The sequence below is a fragment of the Rhodoglobus sp. genome (assembly GCF_053580035.1).
This window is the reverse complement of sequence record NZ_JBMDVL010000001.1, coordinates 518,621-535,398: the sequence shown is the minus strand read 5'-3', so window position 1 is coordinate 535,398 and position 16,778 is coordinate 518,621. Positions and strand designations below refer to the sequence as shown.

Genomic DNA, 16,778 nt, shown 5'->3' with positions numbered 1-16,778 from the left:
CCGGGCGCCCTATTTGGTGCGGTCGCGCTGAGGAACCCGAAGTCCGCTAGCTTCCAGCCGGCGCACGAACTCTCGAACGCCGACTGGTTCGGCGCCGAGGGCGACAAGTTGTTCCCACATCCGCGCTGGTACATCGTAGTGATCGAGGTCGAATCCTCGGCGGGGGATGCCCGCGAGCTCAGCGAATTCGTGGAGTTCGGCTAGCGACGTGTCACTCACGAGGTGGGCCCACACCGTCTCGTGGGCGGGCCAGATCGCCTGGTCGATCAACACAGTCATGGTCTGAGCCTAATTGAGGGCAGATCGTGACGTTGAGCTTTTGACCGGGCACCCGTTTGGGACGTACTATTGTTGTCGCTGCACTTGAACTGTGGTTGTGATCGTTGAGATTGCGATCAATCTCCGGTGTACACGTTCTCATTTTCGCTAAGTCGTCTCTCATGGCTGACTTAATTCGAAGCAGCAGAAGCGTGTCGTTTGACCGGGAGTGCCCACGTCGAGTATCGTTGATCCTTGGTGTGTGCTGGGCATAGCCCGCAGAATTCGCCACAAGCTTCAGTAGTTCTAGCTATTAATCGTTAAGTAAGGGTCAAAAGTGGTTTACGCAGTTGTGCGCGCCGGTGGGCGGCAGGAGAAGGTAGAGGTCGGCACGATTGTCGTTCTCGACCGCATCGCAGCCGACAAGAACGGCAATGTTGAGCTCGCTCCAGTTCTGTTCGTTGATGGCGACAAGATCACTCACGACGCCAAGGCGCTTGAGAAGATCAAGGTCGTTGCCGAGGTTCTGAACGATGAGCGCGGTCCAAAGATCGTTATTCAGAAGTTCAAGAACAAGACCGGTTACAAGGTTCGCCAGGGTCACCGTCAAGAACTGACCCGCATCAAGATCACCAGCATCAAGTAGCTGACGAGCGTAAAGGACTTCCAAGAAAATGGCACACAAAAAGGGCGCAAGCTCCACCCGCAACGGTCGTGACTCCAACGCGCAGCGCCTCGGCGTAAAGCGCTTCGGCGGCCAAGAGGTTCTCGCCGGCGAGATCATTGTTCGTCAGCGCGGCACCCACTTCCACCCCGGCGTCAACGTCGGCCGTGGAGGAGACGACACTCTGTTCGCTCTCTCAGCAGGCGCAGTGCAGTTCGGTGCAAAGGGCGGCCGCAAGGTCGTCAACATCGTCACCGTCTAGTTTTCCCCGGTTGCCTGTTCGCAGGCGAACGATACAGCGAAGAGCGAGCTTCGGCTCGCTCTCGCCATTTAACTCAGCACCACTAGGTGCAGCACCATTGAGTACAGCAATAGCATTACCCGTGTCTCACGAGAATAGGAGGAACCATCATGGCATCGTTCGTCGACCAGGTGACCTTGCATCTCGTAGCAGGACACGGCGGAAACGGTTGTGTTTCAGTCAAGCGTGAAAAGTTTAAGCCTCTTGCCGGCCCTGACGGCGGTAACGGTGGCAACGGTGGCGACATCGTGCTTTACAGCGACCCTCAGGTCACCACGCTTCTGAACTTCCACCGATCGCCGCACCGCAAATCGCAGCACGGTCAGCCAGGTCAGGGCGACCACAAGGCTGGCACTGCCGGTGCTGAAATGTTGCTCTCGGTTCCGGTCGGCACGCTCGTGCGCGATCAGGATGGCGAAGTCCTCATCGACATGGATGCTCCCGGCATGCGCTTGGTCGTCGGCCCAGGTGGTCAGGGCGGGCTCGGCAACGCAGCCCTCTCATCCACTAAGCGCAAGGCTCCCGGTTTTGCGCTGCTCGGAACGCCCGGTTTTCAGGGCGACATCTTCCTTGAGCTTAAAACCGTTGCCGATGTTGCTTTGGTCGGCTACCCGTCTGCAGGCAAGTCGAGCTTGATCGCTGCTATGAGCGCGGCCAAGCCAAAGATTGCTGACTACCCGTTCACTACGTTGCACCCCAACCTCGGAGTCGTTGAGTCCGGAGACGTTCGCTACACGATCGCCGACGTTCCTGGACTTATCGAAGGCGCAAGCGAGGGCAAAGGCCTTGGGCTTGAGTTCTTGCGTCACGTCGAGCGATGCACCGCACTGTTGCACGTGCTCGACTGCGCCACTTTGGAGCCCGGTCGCGACCCCATCAGCGACCTCGATGTGATTCTCGGCGAACTGGCGGCCTACCCCGTTCCAGAGGGTCAAAAGCCATTGCTCGAGCGCGAGCAACTCATTGCTCTCAACAAGGTCGACGTTTCCGAGGGCAGTGATCTCGCTGATCTCGTCAAGGCTGAGCTAGAAGAGCGCGGCTACCGTGTCTTCGAAGTGTCTGCTGTATCTCGCGAGGGCCTGCGAGAGCTGTCCTTTGCTCTCGCTGCTGTTGTTCTCGCTGACCGCGAGAAGCGCAACTCCGAACCGGTCAAGGAACGCATCATTCTGCGCCCGCGCGCCGTCAATGCGAAGGACTTCGTCGTCAAGGTCGAAGGTGGCACCTACGGCAACATTTACCGCGTTGTTGGCGATAAGCCTGAGCGTTGGGTTGCACAAACAGACTTTGCGAACGAGGAAGCTGTCGGATACTTGGCAGACCGTTTGGCGCGCCTCGGTGTTGAAGACGACCTGTTCAAGGCAGGTGCCGTCCCCGGCTCCACCGTCATTATTGGCGCAGGCGGAGGTGTTGTCTTCGATTGGGAGCCAACGCTCTCATCGGCCGCCGAACTGACTGTTGCTCCTCGAGGAACCGACCCACGACTCGATGACAACCCCCGCGAAACCAACCGCAGCCGTCGCAAGAATTACCTCGAGCGCATGGATGCTAAGGCAGCCGCACGCGCTGAGCTCGAGTCTGAGCGTGAAGCTGGCGTTTGGGTGGACGATGAAGGTTTCGCCATTGAAAAAGGCGATGAGTCGGAGGATCGTGACTAGCAAGCCCGTCGTGCGCGCCGAGATTCCTCGTGCGCGGCGCATCGTTGTCAAGGTTGGATCGTCATCGGTCAGCGGCGCCAACGTGGGCCAAATCGGCGCTCTTGTCGATGCGCTAGCCGCGGCACACGCCGCAGGTTCAGAAGTGATCCTGGTCTCTTCGGGTGCCATCGCTACCGGCATTCCCTTCCTCAAGCTAGATGGGCGACCCACCGACCTCGCTACCCAACAGGCCGCAGCGGCAGTCGGTCAGAACGTGCTCATTTACCGGTATCAGGAGAGCTTCGACCGCTACGGAGTGGTTGCAGCACAAATCCTGTTGACCGCAGGCGACATGGATAACCCCACTCACCACAGCAATGCTCAGCGGGCTATGGAACGATTGCTTGGGCTAAAAATCTTGCCCATCGTGAACGAAAATGACACGGTAGCGACCCATGAGATCCGCTTCGGTGACAACGACCGTCTCGCTGCGCTTGTCTCCGTACTAGTTCGGGCCGACATGCTGGTGCTTCTGTCTGACATCGATGCGCTCTATACGAAGCCTCCTTCTGAACCGGATGCCCAACGCATTGACTTTGTCGCGTTCGATGATGATCTTGCCCACGTGACTTTCGGCGATATTGGTGCTGCGGGTGTTGGCACGGGTGGCGCGGGTACCAAGGTTGCGGCAGCAAAGCATGCCGCAACGGCGGGGATCCCCGTACTCTTGGCTGGAACCGGGAGCGTTGCGGCTGCGCTGGCCGGAGCATCCATCGGCACGTGGTTTGAAGCAGCGATCACGATCGATTAGGGGTCGAAGGCGCGTATTGAGCGCCGCTACACTCTGAATATGGTTGATTCAGGTGTAATCGAGCGCACAATTACTGAGAAGTTCGAAGCGGCACGCGCAGCGTCGCGCACGCTCACCACTCTTACTACGGTGCAGAAGAATGCGGCACTCGCTGCTATCGCCCGGGATGTCGAAACGCACGCCGAACGAATCATCGCGGCCAATGCTCTCGATCTCCAACGCGGCGCAACTAGTGGCATGTCCGAGGGATTACAGGACAGACTGCGTCTGACCCGTGAGCGCATCACACAGCTCTCAGCGGCGGTGCTCGACATCATCGAACTCGCTGACCCGGTCGGCACAGTGGTCCGCGGTTCTGTACTGCCTAATGGACTCTCGGTCTCACAAGTGCGCGTGCCATTCGGGGTGATTGGTGCGATCTATGAAGCGCGACCGAACGTGACGATTGATATTGCGGCGCTGGCGCTCAAGAGCGGCAACGCTGTAGTGCTGCGCGGTGGTTCAGCCGCTGAAGACTCCAACCGCGTTCTTGTAGACATCATTCAGTCCGCTCTTGCGAGCGTGGGAGTGGAGCCGACCGCCGTTCAAACAATTGACGAATTTGGTCGCGATGGCGCGAAGGCACTGATGCAGGCTCGCGGTTTTGTTGACGTTCTTATCCCGCGGGGGAGTGCGCAGCTCATCCAGACCGTTGTCAGAGAGTCAACAGTGCCGGTGATCGAGACGGGTGCCGGCATTGTGCACGTATTCCTCGATGAGTCTGCCGACAAAGAAACGGCGATTGAGATCGTGCACAACGCCAAAGTGCAACGTCCGAGTGTCTGCAACGCTCTAGAGACACTTCTCGTGCATGAAGACGCCGCCGAAAGGCTTATTCCTGCCGTTCTGGCACGCCTCGCAGACGCCGGGGTGACGATTCACGCCGATCAGCGCACCCGTGGGCTATTTCCCCAGGCCCTCATCGCAGACGATGATGCGTGGTCGGTGGAACACTTGAGCCTCGATATTGCTGTGCGGGTGGTTTCCGACCTCGATGCTGCGATTGAACACATCGCAACGTACTCAACCAAGCACACCGAATCGATCATCACCAACGATCTCGCCAACGCTGACCGGTTTCTCGCCGAAGTCGATTCAGCAGTTGTGATGGTCAATGCTTCCACCAGATTCACGGATGGCGCGGAATTCGGTTTCGGCGCCGAAGTCGGTATCTCAACCCAGAAGCTGCACGCTCGTGGCCCCATGGGATTGCCAGAACTTACCAGCACTAAGTGGGTTGTGCGCGGTAGTGGTCAGGTGCGCGGCTAGACTGTTGTCGGCTTTGTGAATGGAGATCTGATGTCTGTTTTTCTGAATGTACTTGCGTCGAGCGAAGAGCTCGCGCCGCTTATCTTGCCGGCGATCGCTTTTCCGATCATCGCTGCAGTCGTTTTCACGACTCTCGGCTTTGTCACGTGGAGTTTCCGTGATGTGGCTAACCGTCACGTTGCGAAGCCTGCGAAAGCTGGCGACGCTCACGGCGCAGGCCACTAAGGCGTAGTCGTGTCGGCCGAGACGACGCAGAAGCGTGCGCGCATCGGCATCATGGGTGGCACTTTCGATCCCATCCATAATGGTCACCTCGTGGCTGCAAGCGAAGCTCAGCAACAGTTTGACCTCGATGAGGTCGTCTTCGTTCCCACGGGCAAGCCCTGGATGAAGTCAACGGTCACAGCCGGAGAACACCGATATCTCATGACGGTGATCGCCACCGCCGCTAACCCCGGCTTCAACGTCAGCCGCGTTGACTTAGAACGAGAAGGCGCGACCTACACAATCGACACGCTCCGGGACATGCGCAAGGCCTATCCCGATGCCGACCTTTTCTTCATTACGGGGGCGGATGCCATGGCTCAGATCATGGAATGGAAAGACGTTTCCGAGGTCTGGACTCTTGCCCATTTCATAGCAGTTTCACGGCCAGGACACCCCCTAACCATTAGTGGATTGCCTACTCAAGGCGTAAGCTCGTTAGAAGTGTCGGCGCTTGCGATCTCATCCACTGATTGCCGAACCAGAGTCAGTCAGGGCTTCCCGGTCTGGTATCTGGTTCCGGATGGTGTCGTTCAGTACATCGCCAAGCACCATTTATATCGGAGTATGCCATGACCACTTTTCACGATCCGCCGCCGCAGTCGCGCCGTGCGGCGCGTCAGAGTGAGCGCGAACGAGCTGCCGATGAGCAGCCGTCAGTAGAGGGCTTCACAACTTTTCCTTCTCAAGAAGCAGAAGAGAACAGTGTCGAAGAACCTCACAAAGACTTGAGCGCCGACACCACTGCCGCAGCCGCCCCATCAGGCACCGTTGCGCCTCCTGCCGCGCCCGCAACATCCCAACCGTCGACAGACGCCGCCTATCGTCTGGCGCCGCCACCATCACCACTCACGCAAGACTCTTCCTTTGCGCCGCCTCCTCCTCCCACTGCCGCTCCGGCAGCGCCGGAGTCGAGTTCTCCCGAGCGCACCCTTAATCGTCGCGAACTGCGAGAGCTTCGCGCACGTCAGGAAGCTGAACGTGCCGCTGCTGCGCCCGCTGAAACCGCTGTGCCTTCTGCAACCGCTGTGCCTTCTGAAACGGCTGCGTCTCCCGAGGCGGCGCCAAAGGCTGCTTCGACTCCGTTAGCAAATGCTGCTGCGGATGCCGTGCCGCATTATCCATACTCGGGTTCAGCTGGACAGGCTTCCAAGCCTGCAGCGGAACAGCACCTGACTGTAGAGCCCACGATTCCGGCCTACGTTGAACCGCCAGCACTCATCGATCCACTTTCGGTAGTTCCTGAAGCTGCAGCGGTTGCCGCACCTCCCGAAGACGCGCTGAGCGCTTTCGAATCACTACTGGCCAACGCTGACGGTTCCGCGAAAGATGCGGAAATCACGGATGCTCCCCGGTCTCCGCTCATCGATCCGCCGCGTGAGACAGGCTCTGCTAAGTCAGCAGCGGACCTCGACTTCAGTGGAACCATTGCAGCAGCTCCGGTAGACACGTCGTCGGCCGCATCAGCGCCGCACCAGTCAGCGCGAAGCGCAGAATCGCAGTCGGCTGAAGCTCCCCGTTCATCCGCGCGATCAACCATTGCGGGACTCCTCGGGTTAGCTCCGGAGGCTGCTAGCGAACCAGCCGATACAACGCCGGCGGTAAAATCAGCGCCCACTATTTCGGCGGCACTAACAAACCTCAGCAATGCCCGCGCAGAGTTCGATGAACAAGCGCGCAAGCGACTCGATGGCGAACTGCCCGCGGTCGACCGACTATCGGTCGAACCCAACGTGACGCCTACCGCCTCGCTGGCCCCGTCGCCGAGGATTGACTCCCAGGGAATGACTGTGGCCCCAGCGGGCCACTGGACTCGTCAGGCTGCGGTTGAAGACGATCCAAGTTCCTCCATCATTTCGAGGACCATTGGCAGCGGAACCCCCGCAACAAGCGCTCTTGTCTTGCCAGCGATCCCGTTTGCCACCGACATCCGCGGTCCGTTGAATTCCAGCGGTGAAACTATGCTCACAGGGTCGATTGATCTGCCGAGCACGTTGTCGGCAAGTGGTGTCTCGGACCGTTTTGACCACGCAGATATTGATTCACTTCTCGATCTCAATGACAGCGACATGGTTTCGACTGATTCAGCACCCGTGCGCGCCGTCAAAGCCGTCAGTACGTTCTCCAATCAGTCAGTAACTCAGACACAAAAGCCGAAGGGTACTCGTGCACTCACGGTGTTGCTCATCTCGGCTTCGTCGATGGCTGTTGTGGTTGCCGGACTGCTTGTGGCAGCATTCGCCTTCAACATGTTGTAGGTTTAACTCTTTGCTCTTCCTCCGATTAAGGACCCTGTGACTGCTTCTCCTCGTGCTAACGAGCTACTTTCCATCGTCGCGCACGCCGCCGACGCCAAGCAGGCGACGGATATGGTCGCACTGGATGTCACCGGTCCCACGCCCTACACCGACATTTTCTTCCTTGCCACAGGCCGCAACGAACGCAACGTTCAGTCGATCGCGTCTGAAATTGAAGAGAAGATGATCGAAGCTGGCGCGAAGCCGCTACGTCGCGAGGGCCGTGCGGAGGGTCGTTGGATTCTTCTCGACTTCGGCCACGTTGTCGCTCACATCTTCCACGAAGAAGATCGCCTCTACTACTCGCTTGAGCGTTTGTGGAGCGATTGCCCCGTCATCCCGATCGATATCGCAGCACCAGCCGACCCCGAATCGGGAGCTGTTTAGTCAGTCTGGTTCGATTACTTCACACTTCGTAACTCAATTTGTGTGGGTGCCAGTGTGCTGGTTTTCTTGATCTAGCCGGGCAGTTAGACCCCGCGGCGATTCCACAAGAATTGCCTTCGATCTCTGGGGTTTCATGATTACGCTTTCTTCCGTCACCAAGACTTTTGGTGCAGCCGCGAACACAGTTCGTGCGCTCGACGATGTGAACCTCGCTGTGCAGCGAGGCGAAATTTTCGGCGTTATCGGCCAAAGTGGTGCCGGCAAGAGCACGCTCATCCGCACGGTAAATCTTCTTGAGCGCCCCGATTCGGGCAGGGTCACCGTCGCCGACCGTGAACTGACCGCGCTCAGCGATCGCGATCTTCTTCATGCGCGTCGCGAAATCGGCATGGTCTTTCAGCAGTTCAACCTGCTTGATAGCCGCACCGTTCGTGGAAACGTGGAACTCGCCTTAGAAGTTGTGGGCGTGAGCCGCAGCGAACGCACCAGCCGCACTAACGACATTCTTGAACTTGTGGGTCTCGAACAGAAAGCTCAGCAATATCCGGCTCAGCTCTCGGGCGGGCAGAAGCAGCGCGTGGGCATCGCGCGGGCGCTGGCATCTCGGCCTCGCGTACTTCTCAGCGATGAAGCAACGAGCGCCCTCGACCCGGAGACCACAGACTCCATTCTTCAGTTGCTGCGCAGGCTCAACAAAGAGCTCGGACTCACCATTTTGCTGATTACGCACGAGATGGACGTCGTCAAAAGCATTTGCGATTCCGCAGCGCTAATGAGCGGTGGCCGCATTCTCGAGCAGGGTCGTCTTGTTGACTTGCTTGCCAAGCCAGGTTCGCAGCTTGCTCGTGGACTGTTCCCGCTCGGCGAACTGCCGCAGGGTAACTCCACAGTCATCGATGTCACCTTTGTCGGTTTGTCGTCAGCGCGACCTGTTGTCGCTCAGCTTGCCCGCACTCACCAACTAGATGTTGGTCTGCTCGGTGCTGCGATGGAAACCATCGGGGGAGCGCAATCAGGGCGCACGCGCCTTGAACTGCCGGGAACGATCGAGCAGCACACTGCCGCAATTGACGACTTGCGCGCTCAGGGCCTCGTCGTTGAGATTGTGAGGAGCGGACGATGATCGATTCCCAAGCTCCCGGCTTCTGGCCGCAGCTGTTTGAGACGCTCCTGAAGGCGACAGGGGAGACCCTGTACCAAGTGGGCGTCACGATGCTCATCACTCTCATTATTGGGCTTGCAGCGGGCACCCTGTTGGTTATCACCGACCGCGGCGGCATTCTTGAGCGCCCATTCGGCAGTGTGATCGCCGGTCGCATCATCAACGCGGTGCTGCAGGCCGTCGTGAACCTGGGCCGTTCGATCCCGTTCATCATTTTGATGATTGCGCTCATCCCGTTTACTCGACTGTTGCTGGGGACAGCGTTTGGCGTGACCGCGGCGATTGTGCCGTTGACGATTGCTGCGATTCCGTTCTATGCCCGCATCGTGGAGATTTCGCTGCGCGAAGTCAACGAGGGGCTTGTTGAGGCGGGGCACTCTTTGGGCGCGACGCGCTGGCAGTTGGTGTCGAAAGTGATTATTCCTGAGGCTGTTCCTGGTCTCATCCGTGGCTTTACAACGACAGTGGTGTCGATTGTGAACTACTCGGCAATTGTGGGCGCGATTGGTGGTGGAGGTCTTGGTGATGTTGCTATTCGCTATGGACACCAGCGCTACAGCGTCATCCACATTGTCGCGGTGATTATCGTGCTAGTCACGATTGTGCAGATCGTTCAGGTAGTCGGCGCTCGCTTGGCTAACCGAATGTCTCACCGCTGACTCTGTCGGCGGCTTACCCCTGAGTAGTTTTTCTTTTTTCTTTCACCACTGTTTGTTTTCTCGATTAAGGAATGTCATGTCACGCTCCAAATTCTTCTCACTCTCCACTGTGGCCGCCGCTGGCGTGCTCGCTTTGACCCTTTCTGGATGCTCGGCTCCCGCCGAAGAGTCCGCGCCCACTGATGGCACTCTCGGTTCGCTTACCGTCGGCGCTACGGCGACACCGGCCGGCGAAATTGTTCAGTTCGTGATCGACAGCGGTCAGGCTGAGGCTGCTGGCCTCGAGCTCGACATCGTTGAGTTCACCGATTACACGACACCGAACCCTGCTCTCAGTGAAGGCAGCCTCGACGTCAACCTGTTCCAGCACGAGCCGTTCCTGGATCTCTACAACGAGAACACGGGAGACAATCTGTTCGTCGTTGGCCAGGTTTACCTTCCGCCGCTCGCTCTGTACTCGAAGACCGTTGACGAGCTTGCAGACCTGAAGGATGGCGCGAACATTGCGTTGCCGAACGATGCCAGCAATGAGGGCCGTGCGCTCTTGCTGCTTGCGGATGCCGGACTCATCGAGACCACGGATGCTCCGTCGACTGTTGCCGACATCACTGCCAACCCGAGCGATTTCAACTTCATCGAAATTGATGCGGCAAGCCTGCCGTCGGCTCTTGATGACCAAGATGCTGCGATCGTGAACTTCAACTACGCCGGTGCTGCTGGCCTCTCGGGCGACCTGCAGCTGGTCACCGAGGGCACCTCGAGCGTCTACTACAACACGCTCGTAACGCGTGACGAGCTCAAGACTGACCCTCGGGTGCTCAAGCTATACGAACTGTTGACCTCAGTCGAGACGAAGGCGTACATCAACGACTTCTACAACGGACTCGTTATTCCCGTTTCTTAGCCGACACGGCAACCTAGCAAACGCACGCTCCGGCTTGCGAAAAGGCGGCCAGTATCCATTCGGATGCTGGCCGTCTTTGGGTTTCCGCCCTCAATGTTGGCTGTGATTCTCACGAACTTGGGCCACAGAACGCTCAGATGGTTCTGGATGCGTCGCGCATGTACTATTCTTGAGAAGTTGCATTTCTGGTAACGGAGATAAAACACATGGGTCCATGGCGCAGCCCGGTAGCGCACCTGCATGGCATGCAGGGGGTCAGGGGTTCGAATCCCCTTGGATCCACCATCTAGCCCCGCAATCGTCAAGGTTGCGGGGCTTTTTTGTTTCGTCGGGAATTTGCTGCAGTGGCGCGCACCTCTGGACGACGTCGATCTGACGCAGTGCTCGAGTGACATTCGGGCCTCTTGCCTGACCCTAGTCGCGCTTTCGGCTTAGGGCGTCGCGATGGGAGTCGTCGGTGGCGGGGGGCACCGTGGTCTTACGCACCTTGGCTTTGAACCACTTGGTGTCGGGGATTCGTGCGAGGAGTGGACCGGCGATGATCGTGATGAGTACATACGCCGTCGCTAGTGGTGCGAGCATGGGCTCGATGCCGGCGCCGACCGCGAGACCCGCGATCACGATCGAGAACTCGCCGCGAGGAGTCAGAATGAGCCCAGTGCGCCATCGACCAGCGACCGCGATCCCAGCCCGTTTCGCCGCAAGGTAGCCGGAGAGCGTCTTCGTAGCGATAGTGACAACCGCGAGAGCAGCCGCCGGCAGCAGAACAGGAACAATGTCTGCCGGCGAAGTTGAGATCCCAAAGAACACAAAGAATACCGCAGCGAATAGGTCACGCAGGGGAGTGATGAGCTGGGCTGACTGGTGCGCCACCGGGCCCGAGATCGCAATACCGACGAGGAAAGCACCCACCGCAGCAGACACGCTCACGCGTTCCGCTAAACCAGCAACAAGCATCGTCAATCCAACGACACCGAGCAACAGTGCTTCGGCGTTCTTGTCGGGAAGCAGTCGGGACAAGAATCGACCATGACGTAGGGCAACATAAAGAATCAGCAGCACGACAGCGACGGCAATGGCCACAGTGAACGCGCCCTGCAGCAGTCCCGCACCAATGACGAGCGCTGAGAGCACCGGCAAATAGAACGCCATCGCCAAGTCTTCCATCACCAGGATGGAAAGCACGGTCGGGGTCTCGCGGTTACCGAGTCGCCCCAGATCGCGCACGACCTTAGCGATCACCCCAGATGATGACACCCAGGTGACACCGGCGAGGGCGACGACCGCGGCAGGTTCCCACCCCAAAATGATGGCGAAAAGAGCCCCGGGTAGGGCATTGAAGACACCATCGAGGATGCCCGAAATGCGAGAAGTCTTGAGATTCGAGACGAGCTCTTCTGCAGAATACTCCAGCCCCAGCATCGCCAAAAGAAGAATCACGCCGATTTGTGAACCGACTTCGAAGAACTCTTCGCTCGCCTGAAACGGCAGCAAACCGCCCTCGCCAACAGCGAGGCCGGCAAGAAGATAGAGCGGGATGGCAGAAAACCCGAAACGTGCAGCAAATCTTCCGAGCACGCTAAGAACAAGCAGGAGAGCGCCAACCTCGATGAGGAGCTGCGTCGTCTCATGCATACGCGAGCCTTAGCTGGGGCCGCGGTTGATGAGCTTGCCGAGTGCGTCGAGACCCTTGCGGGTCCCCACAGCGACGATTACATCGCCAGACTCGAATTTAACCTCAGGACCAGGGGAAGGAACAACATCGTTGCCGCGGGCAATCGCGACGATCGATGCGCTCGTGAGAGTGCGCGCTTTCATATCGCCCATGGGGCGACCGACGAATCCTGAGCCGCCGGGAAGAGAGATCTCTTCGGTGTAGAGCCCCTCAGCCTTCTCGCCAAGAACCGACAAACGGCTGAGCGTGAGCGACGAACCAAGAACCTCAGCGATAGCCGCAGCCTCATCGTCAGTGAGTGAGATGGAGGCAGCGTTCGAGTCAGGGTCGTCCGCATTGAAGAAGGCAAGATCTCGCTCGCCTGAACGCAGCGAAACCACGCTGACACGGCATCCCGAATCAGTGATCACATCATTGCGAACACCAAACCCAGGAAGGTCAATTCGTTCGATTCTTACGCCCACAGTTCCCACTTACCAATTCGCTAGTGGCCAATAGTCCAGCGAGAAGCCTACGCCTCTTACGCTGCAACCCCATACTTTTTCATTGACGTCTCCACAATGGTGAGGCCCTCGAGGCCCGGCATGCGTGAAATGTGCTCATCGAGTTTGCGAATCTCGCGCAATCCCTCCTCGCCTGAGAACAAGTGGCCCATAACGTGGGTCACTTCTTTAGCGGGCATGATGCTCGAGCCAACCGGACCCCAAGCGCCCCTCAAAGCCAGTCGCGCCAAGACTTGCGCCTTCTTGCTTTTGGCTAAACGCTCTCGAGCCTGAGTCGCATAGAAGGCAACGTGGCGTGCTTCTTGCTTGGCGATTCGGCGAAGCAACTCAGACAGCACCGGATGCTTTTCCATATCCGCGAGCCGGTTGTACGCAGCAACGGCAGACCACTCGTTCGCGGCGCCCCAGATCATGTGCACTGCGATGAAGTCCTTACCGATCACATTTCCGAGCACGGACTGCTTGATCGGGTCGAGTCGATCCTTCCAGCCCAACTTCAGCCGGGTGGCTTTGAGCTCGTCATAGTCGAGAGTCACATCGTGAGCACCGAGCACCTTCGAGAGCGCTTCGCCGTGCCAGAACTCTTCGCGGTTCCACATCGTCATAAACGCACTAACGTCGACCTCCTTGTGGGAGGGCGTGACGAGTAGATCTCGCAGGTAGCAGACCGTGTGGTATTCGACATCCGCCATGTAGCGAAGGCTGCGCAGAGTCGAATCCGGGAGGGGATTGCGCTCAAATTCGGTGAAGTCGAGGTCACCCCACTGCACCTTCTTCGAGGTCGAGGTGTACCGATCAATATCAAATGCCATGAGGTGTGGGAACTAGCTCGACGGCGTCGAGTTCTGTTCCTCTCCTTCCAGTTGCACCGGCGCGGTTGCTGCGGCGCGAGGTCGAGGGATGCGGGTATTGGGTGAGCGGCGCTTCCAATCGAGCACGTTCCACCGCTTCTCTTGAGCATGCTTATACAGGTTGACGTCAGGGTTGACGGCACTGGGATTTCCGAGAAGTTGCAGCCACATCAGATCGGCATGACTGTCGCCGTAGCCATACGACTGGGTGAGGTTGAAACCATTGAGTTCGGCATAGTGGCGCAACCACGCGGCCCGTGCCTCATCCACCAGCGGCGGATCGGCCAAGAAACCGGTGAGAACACCGTCACGTTCGTGCATCCGGCCAGCAACGACCTCGTCAAAGTACGGCAAGAAGGGGGTCACCATGAGATCGATTGTTCCCGTGACCAGAATGGTGCGGTGGCCAGCATCACGGTGCTCCTGAACACGGCGCAGAGCATCCGGCATCACCCGACGCATCATGGCCCGGCCGAAGCTGCCGCGCACCATCCGCTCAATCTCCACAATCTTGAAGCCCTCGTAGCGACGCATAAAGGTTCGGATGAACTCGCCGCGGTCACGACGTTCAGCACGCAAGTACTTGCGCAAAGAGAAAGTGAAATTGGCGAGGTCGTGCACAACCTTGGCACGGGGAACAGTTCCACCCCACAGCAGCAAGTACTGCTTCACGAGGTTGGAATCGACGACAGTGCCTTCAAGGTCGAAGACAGCGACAACATCGGTGCGCTGGGGAAGCTTCTTAGCGGTGCGGGTCTTGGCGGCTGGTCGGTTGGCAAATGCCCGCGTCAACGTCGTGATCGCCGGGAAGTGCACCTTCTGGAAGTAGTCCTCCCAGTTGATCTCGGCGACATCGAAGCGTGCACTCTGAGAGGTCTTCTTCGGTAGCGAAGCGAGAAGCTCACGAGTGTTGGCATCATCGAAAATTATCTCCGTCTGCACATACGCGCGATAGAGATTCGTGAAGGCGCGCAGCACGTCAAGCTGATGTTGGCCGCTCTTGACCTCATCCAGCCAACGGCGAGTGCGGGGAGTTGTCGGCATCTTGGTGATCATGCGCTCAGCACGCTCGGCCTGACGCTCGCGCTTCACTAGCGCCTTCTCCACGCGCTGACCTCCGGGGAAACGCCACAGCGGAACCGTGATCTCGCCATCCTCAGCGGGCAGCGGGTTCGCTGTGAAGTAGGCGTTGACGTTCTCATACATGCGGTGGAACGGAAGCGGATTGCTCGCTCCCGAACTCACGTGGTAGTACTGGGGCGCCTTCGGATCAGCCTTCGTGGAGGCGGCCGCCAACGCTGCATTCACGACAAAGTCGACAGGGATGACATCGAGAATCGAATCAGGAAGGCCCGGGAAATCGGGCAACTGACCGCGGCCATAAGCGAGGATCAACGGATCGGCGACCTTGAAACCGTCAATCCAGCCCGGGAACGGGTGGTGAAGTGCACTCTCAATAATCGAGGGACGAACCACCGAAAGGCGGTGCCCGGCCTGAGCCCACAGTTCCTCAGCAACGCGTTCGGCGAACGCCTTCGTCAGAGTGTAGACGTCAGTCCAGCCCAAGCTCTCAGCGCGCATACGGCCGTAATCGACGAGGCGGTCGTGCACCCATTCAGCACGGGCAGCCTCAGTGAATTGGGCAACAGCCTGCGGACCGGCTTTGCCATGACGAGCTTTAGCGGCAGTGAGTTGGGCACGCAGCGCCTCGGGCTGGCGAGACTCGAACTCAACACGAGTGCGCGCCGTGCGAGCAGCCTCATACTCGGCTCGCCAATCAACGTTGTGAACAAGCGATGCTTCGGGAACAATTCCCTTGCGGATGCCGCCAACATAAGCCGTAGAAATATGCACGACGTGAGGACGCGATTTACTGTTCAACAACGCCGTATAGATGCCCGTCGCTCCACCAACATTGGTATCAAACGCTTCATCGATCGGCGGATCAAACGAGACAGTAGACGCGCCGTGGATGACGACATCAATGTCATCGGGCAGCGTGCCGACATCCGTGAGACTGCCTTCAATCACGGTGACCCGGCGAGCAACCTCTTCGAGGGCTTTCTCTTTGCCGAGGGTTTCCATCCACTGCGCAAATACCGGCTTGCGCATGAGATTGGTGAGCCGGCCTTCGCCGCTTGTTGATCCTTTTCCGCGCACGAGAATAGAAATTCGTGTTCCGGGGTGGCTCGAGAGCAAACGTTCGAGAATTGCCTGCCCGACGAAGCCAGTGGCTCCCGTCAGAAAGACATGCTCCGTCGTGAGGGGGGTGATGGTCGTCATAGTTTGGCGGCCCTTTTCATCAGGTGGAGGTTGCTTTGGCCATCGAGGGAATCGACGAGGGCATCAATCTCAGCAATGGTCGCTGGCTGGCTGTTGAATAGATAAGAAAAGAAGAATGCGGTGTTTTCGCGCGGTTCAGCGCGGGCACCGATCGGCCACGGCGTCTTCGCGAGACGCCGCCGCGTGACCTTCTGAGCGCGAGTCGACTCGGCGAGGCGGTGGCGGGCCTGCGCCTCGAAAAACTCCAGCTGGCGCGCCTTAGTCGCTAAGAGCCGCCCGATGAGATCGGCGAGCTGCGGATGAGGCTCACGTTCGAGAAGCCGACGGTAGGCGGCCTGCATGAGCCACTCATCCACGGCACCAAGAGATGTGTGCACGGCCACCATGGGTAGCCCGACAATGTTGGCAACGATCGATTCGCGGATTGTTCGTTCGACAGGAGTGCGGAACGGGGTACGGTCGGCTTCGCCACCCTCGTTCGCGCGAATGACTTGGTCAAGTGCATCCGCAATCCAATACTTCTCGAACGCCCAGGTGATCAAGAATGCGGTAACGCGGGAGTCTTTATGGGTAGCGGTGACCAGCACACTGCGCAGATGCGTCATCGTGCCGCGCTCAACAACCTGCAAGTAACGCAAGACGCGTAGCGTATCTGCGCTCAAGGGCTGAGAGGCGTATGCCTCAAGATTGAGCAGGTCGCGGTAGCTCGCGTGTGCCTCATTGGCATACGCGCGGACGTCAAAATCGGGTGCCGGAATAGACATGTCGTCCAGGGCAACTTCAAGACTTCTTGGCATCGTTCTCCTCCGCTCGAAGC

18 protein-coding genes and 1 tRNA gene are annotated in these 16,778 nt (G+C 58.5%); 13 read left to right on the top strand and 6 right to left on the bottom strand.

Going from position 1 to position 16,778, the window contains the following annotated elements; all coding sequences use genetic code 11:
* Positions 1-9: 9 nt before the first annotated feature.
* Positions 10-279, bottom strand: a complete 270-nt coding sequence (locus ACOH1Z_RS02590) for a DUF4031 domain-containing protein (RefSeq protein ID WP_449646929.1) — start codon at positions 277-279, stop codon at positions 10-12.
* Between the two features lie 316 nt (positions 280-595).
* On the opposite strand from ACOH1Z_RS02590, the gene rplU reads away from it, so the two are divergent.
* The 13 genes from rplU (at position 596) to ACOH1Z_RS02525 (ending at position 10,934) form a co-directional block, all read left to right on the top strand.
* A complete protein-coding gene (rplU, locus tag ACOH1Z_RS02585) occupies positions 596-904 on the top strand; it encodes a 50S ribosomal protein L21 (protein WP_009772527.1) in 309 nt (102 codons plus the stop codon).
* Between the two features lie 28 nt (positions 905-932).
* Positions 933-1,184 carry a 50S ribosomal protein L27 gene (gene rpmA, locus ACOH1Z_RS02580; RefSeq protein ID WP_219948239.1) on the top strand — a complete coding sequence of 84 codons (252 nt, stop codon included), beginning with the start codon at positions 933-935 and terminating at the stop codon, positions 1,182-1,184.
* Between the two features lie 149 nt (positions 1,185-1,333).
* Positions 1,334-2,878, top strand: a complete 1,545-nt coding sequence (gene obgE / locus ACOH1Z_RS02575; RefSeq protein WP_449646928.1) for a GTPase ObgE — start codon at positions 1,334-1,336, stop codon at positions 2,876-2,878.
* Positions 2,871-3,668 carry a glutamate 5-kinase gene (gene proB / locus ACOH1Z_RS02570; RefSeq protein WP_449646927.1) on the top strand — a complete coding sequence of 266 codons (798 nt, stop codon included), beginning with the start codon at positions 2,871-2,873 and terminating at the stop codon, positions 3,666-3,668. Before obgE ends, proB begins: the two co-directional genes overlap by 8 nt.
* Positions 3,669-3,707: 39 nt before the next feature.
* Entirely contained in the window at positions 3,708-4,976 is a 1,269-nt protein-coding gene (locus ACOH1Z_RS02565; RefSeq protein ID WP_449646926.1) for a glutamate-5-semialdehyde dehydrogenase, read from the top strand.
* Between the two features lie 30 nt (positions 4,977-5,006).
* A complete protein-coding gene (locus ACOH1Z_RS02560; protein WP_449646925.1) occupies positions 5,007-5,201 on the top strand; it encodes a hypothetical protein in 195 nt (64 codons plus the stop codon).
* 9 nt (positions 5,202-5,210) lie between these two features.
* A complete protein-coding gene (gene nadD / locus ACOH1Z_RS02555) occupies positions 5,211-5,816 on the top strand; it encodes a nicotinate-nucleotide adenylyltransferase (protein ID WP_449646924.1) in 606 nt (201 codons plus the stop codon).
* Positions 5,813-7,498: a hypothetical protein gene (locus ACOH1Z_RS02550; protein ID WP_449646923.1), complete on the top strand. Its 1,686-nt coding sequence runs from the start codon at positions 5,813-5,815 to the stop codon at positions 7,496-7,498. The genes nadD and ACOH1Z_RS02550 overlap by 4 nt, the downstream gene beginning before the upstream one ends.
* Before the next feature lie 36 nt (positions 7,499-7,534).
* A complete protein-coding gene (rsfS, locus tag ACOH1Z_RS02545; RefSeq protein WP_449646922.1) occupies positions 7,535-7,924 on the top strand; it encodes a ribosome silencing factor in 390 nt (129 codons plus the stop codon).
* A 133-nt stretch (positions 7,925-8,057) separates the two neighbouring features.
* Positions 8,058-9,047: a methionine ABC transporter ATP-binding protein gene (locus ACOH1Z_RS02540; protein WP_449646921.1), complete on the top strand. Its 990-nt coding sequence runs from the start codon at positions 8,058-8,060 to the stop codon at positions 9,045-9,047.
* Complete coding sequence (locus ACOH1Z_RS02535) at positions 9,044-9,745, top strand: methionine ABC transporter permease (RefSeq protein ID WP_449646920.1); 702 nt, start codon at positions 9,044-9,046, stop codon at positions 9,743-9,745. The genes ACOH1Z_RS02540 and ACOH1Z_RS02535 overlap by 4 nt, the downstream gene beginning before the upstream one ends.
* 76 nt (positions 9,746-9,821) lie before the next feature.
* Positions 9,822-10,649, top strand: a complete 828-nt coding sequence (locus ACOH1Z_RS02530) for a MetQ/NlpA family ABC transporter substrate-binding protein (protein ID WP_449646919.1) — start codon at positions 9,822-9,824, stop codon at positions 10,647-10,649.
* A 208-nt stretch (positions 10,650-10,857) separates the two neighbouring features.
* Positions 10,858-10,934, top strand: a tRNA-Ala gene (locus tag ACOH1Z_RS02525).
* Positions 10,935-11,063: 129 nt separating this feature from the next.
* Here ACOH1Z_RS02525 and ACOH1Z_RS02520 read toward each other — a convergent pair.
* From ACOH1Z_RS02520 to ACOH1Z_RS02500, 5 genes are read right to left on the bottom strand one after another with little or no spacing between them, the layout of a single operon-like run.
* Positions 11,064-12,284, bottom strand: a complete 1,221-nt coding sequence (locus tag ACOH1Z_RS02520; RefSeq protein WP_449646918.1) for a cation:proton antiporter — start codon at positions 12,282-12,284, stop codon at positions 11,064-11,066.
* Positions 12,285-12,293: 9 nt separating this feature from the next.
* Positions 12,294-12,788 (bottom strand): cation:proton antiporter regulatory subunit, encoded by a 495-nt coding sequence (locus tag ACOH1Z_RS02515; RefSeq protein ID WP_449646917.1) that lies wholly within the window; start codon positions 12,786-12,788, stop codon positions 12,294-12,296.
* Positions 12,789-12,844: 56 nt separating this feature from the next.
* Positions 12,845-13,639 carry a ferritin family protein gene (locus ACOH1Z_RS02510; protein WP_449646916.1) on the bottom strand — a complete coding sequence of 265 codons (795 nt, stop codon included), beginning with the start codon at positions 13,637-13,639 and terminating at the stop codon, positions 12,845-12,847.
* A 12-nt stretch (positions 13,640-13,651) separates the two neighbouring features.
* The gene (locus ACOH1Z_RS02505; RefSeq protein WP_449646915.1) at positions 13,652-15,961 is read right to left on the bottom strand and encodes an SDR family oxidoreductase; all 2,310 of its coding nucleotides are present in this window, start codon (positions 15,959-15,961) and stop codon (positions 13,652-13,654) included.
* Positions 15,958-16,758 carry a hypothetical protein gene (locus ACOH1Z_RS02500; RefSeq protein ID WP_449646914.1) on the bottom strand — a complete coding sequence of 267 codons (801 nt, stop codon included), beginning with the start codon at positions 16,756-16,758 and terminating at the stop codon, positions 15,958-15,960. Before ACOH1Z_RS02500 ends, ACOH1Z_RS02505 begins: the two co-directional genes overlap by 4 nt.
* Positions 16,759-16,778: the final 20 nt, after the last annotated feature.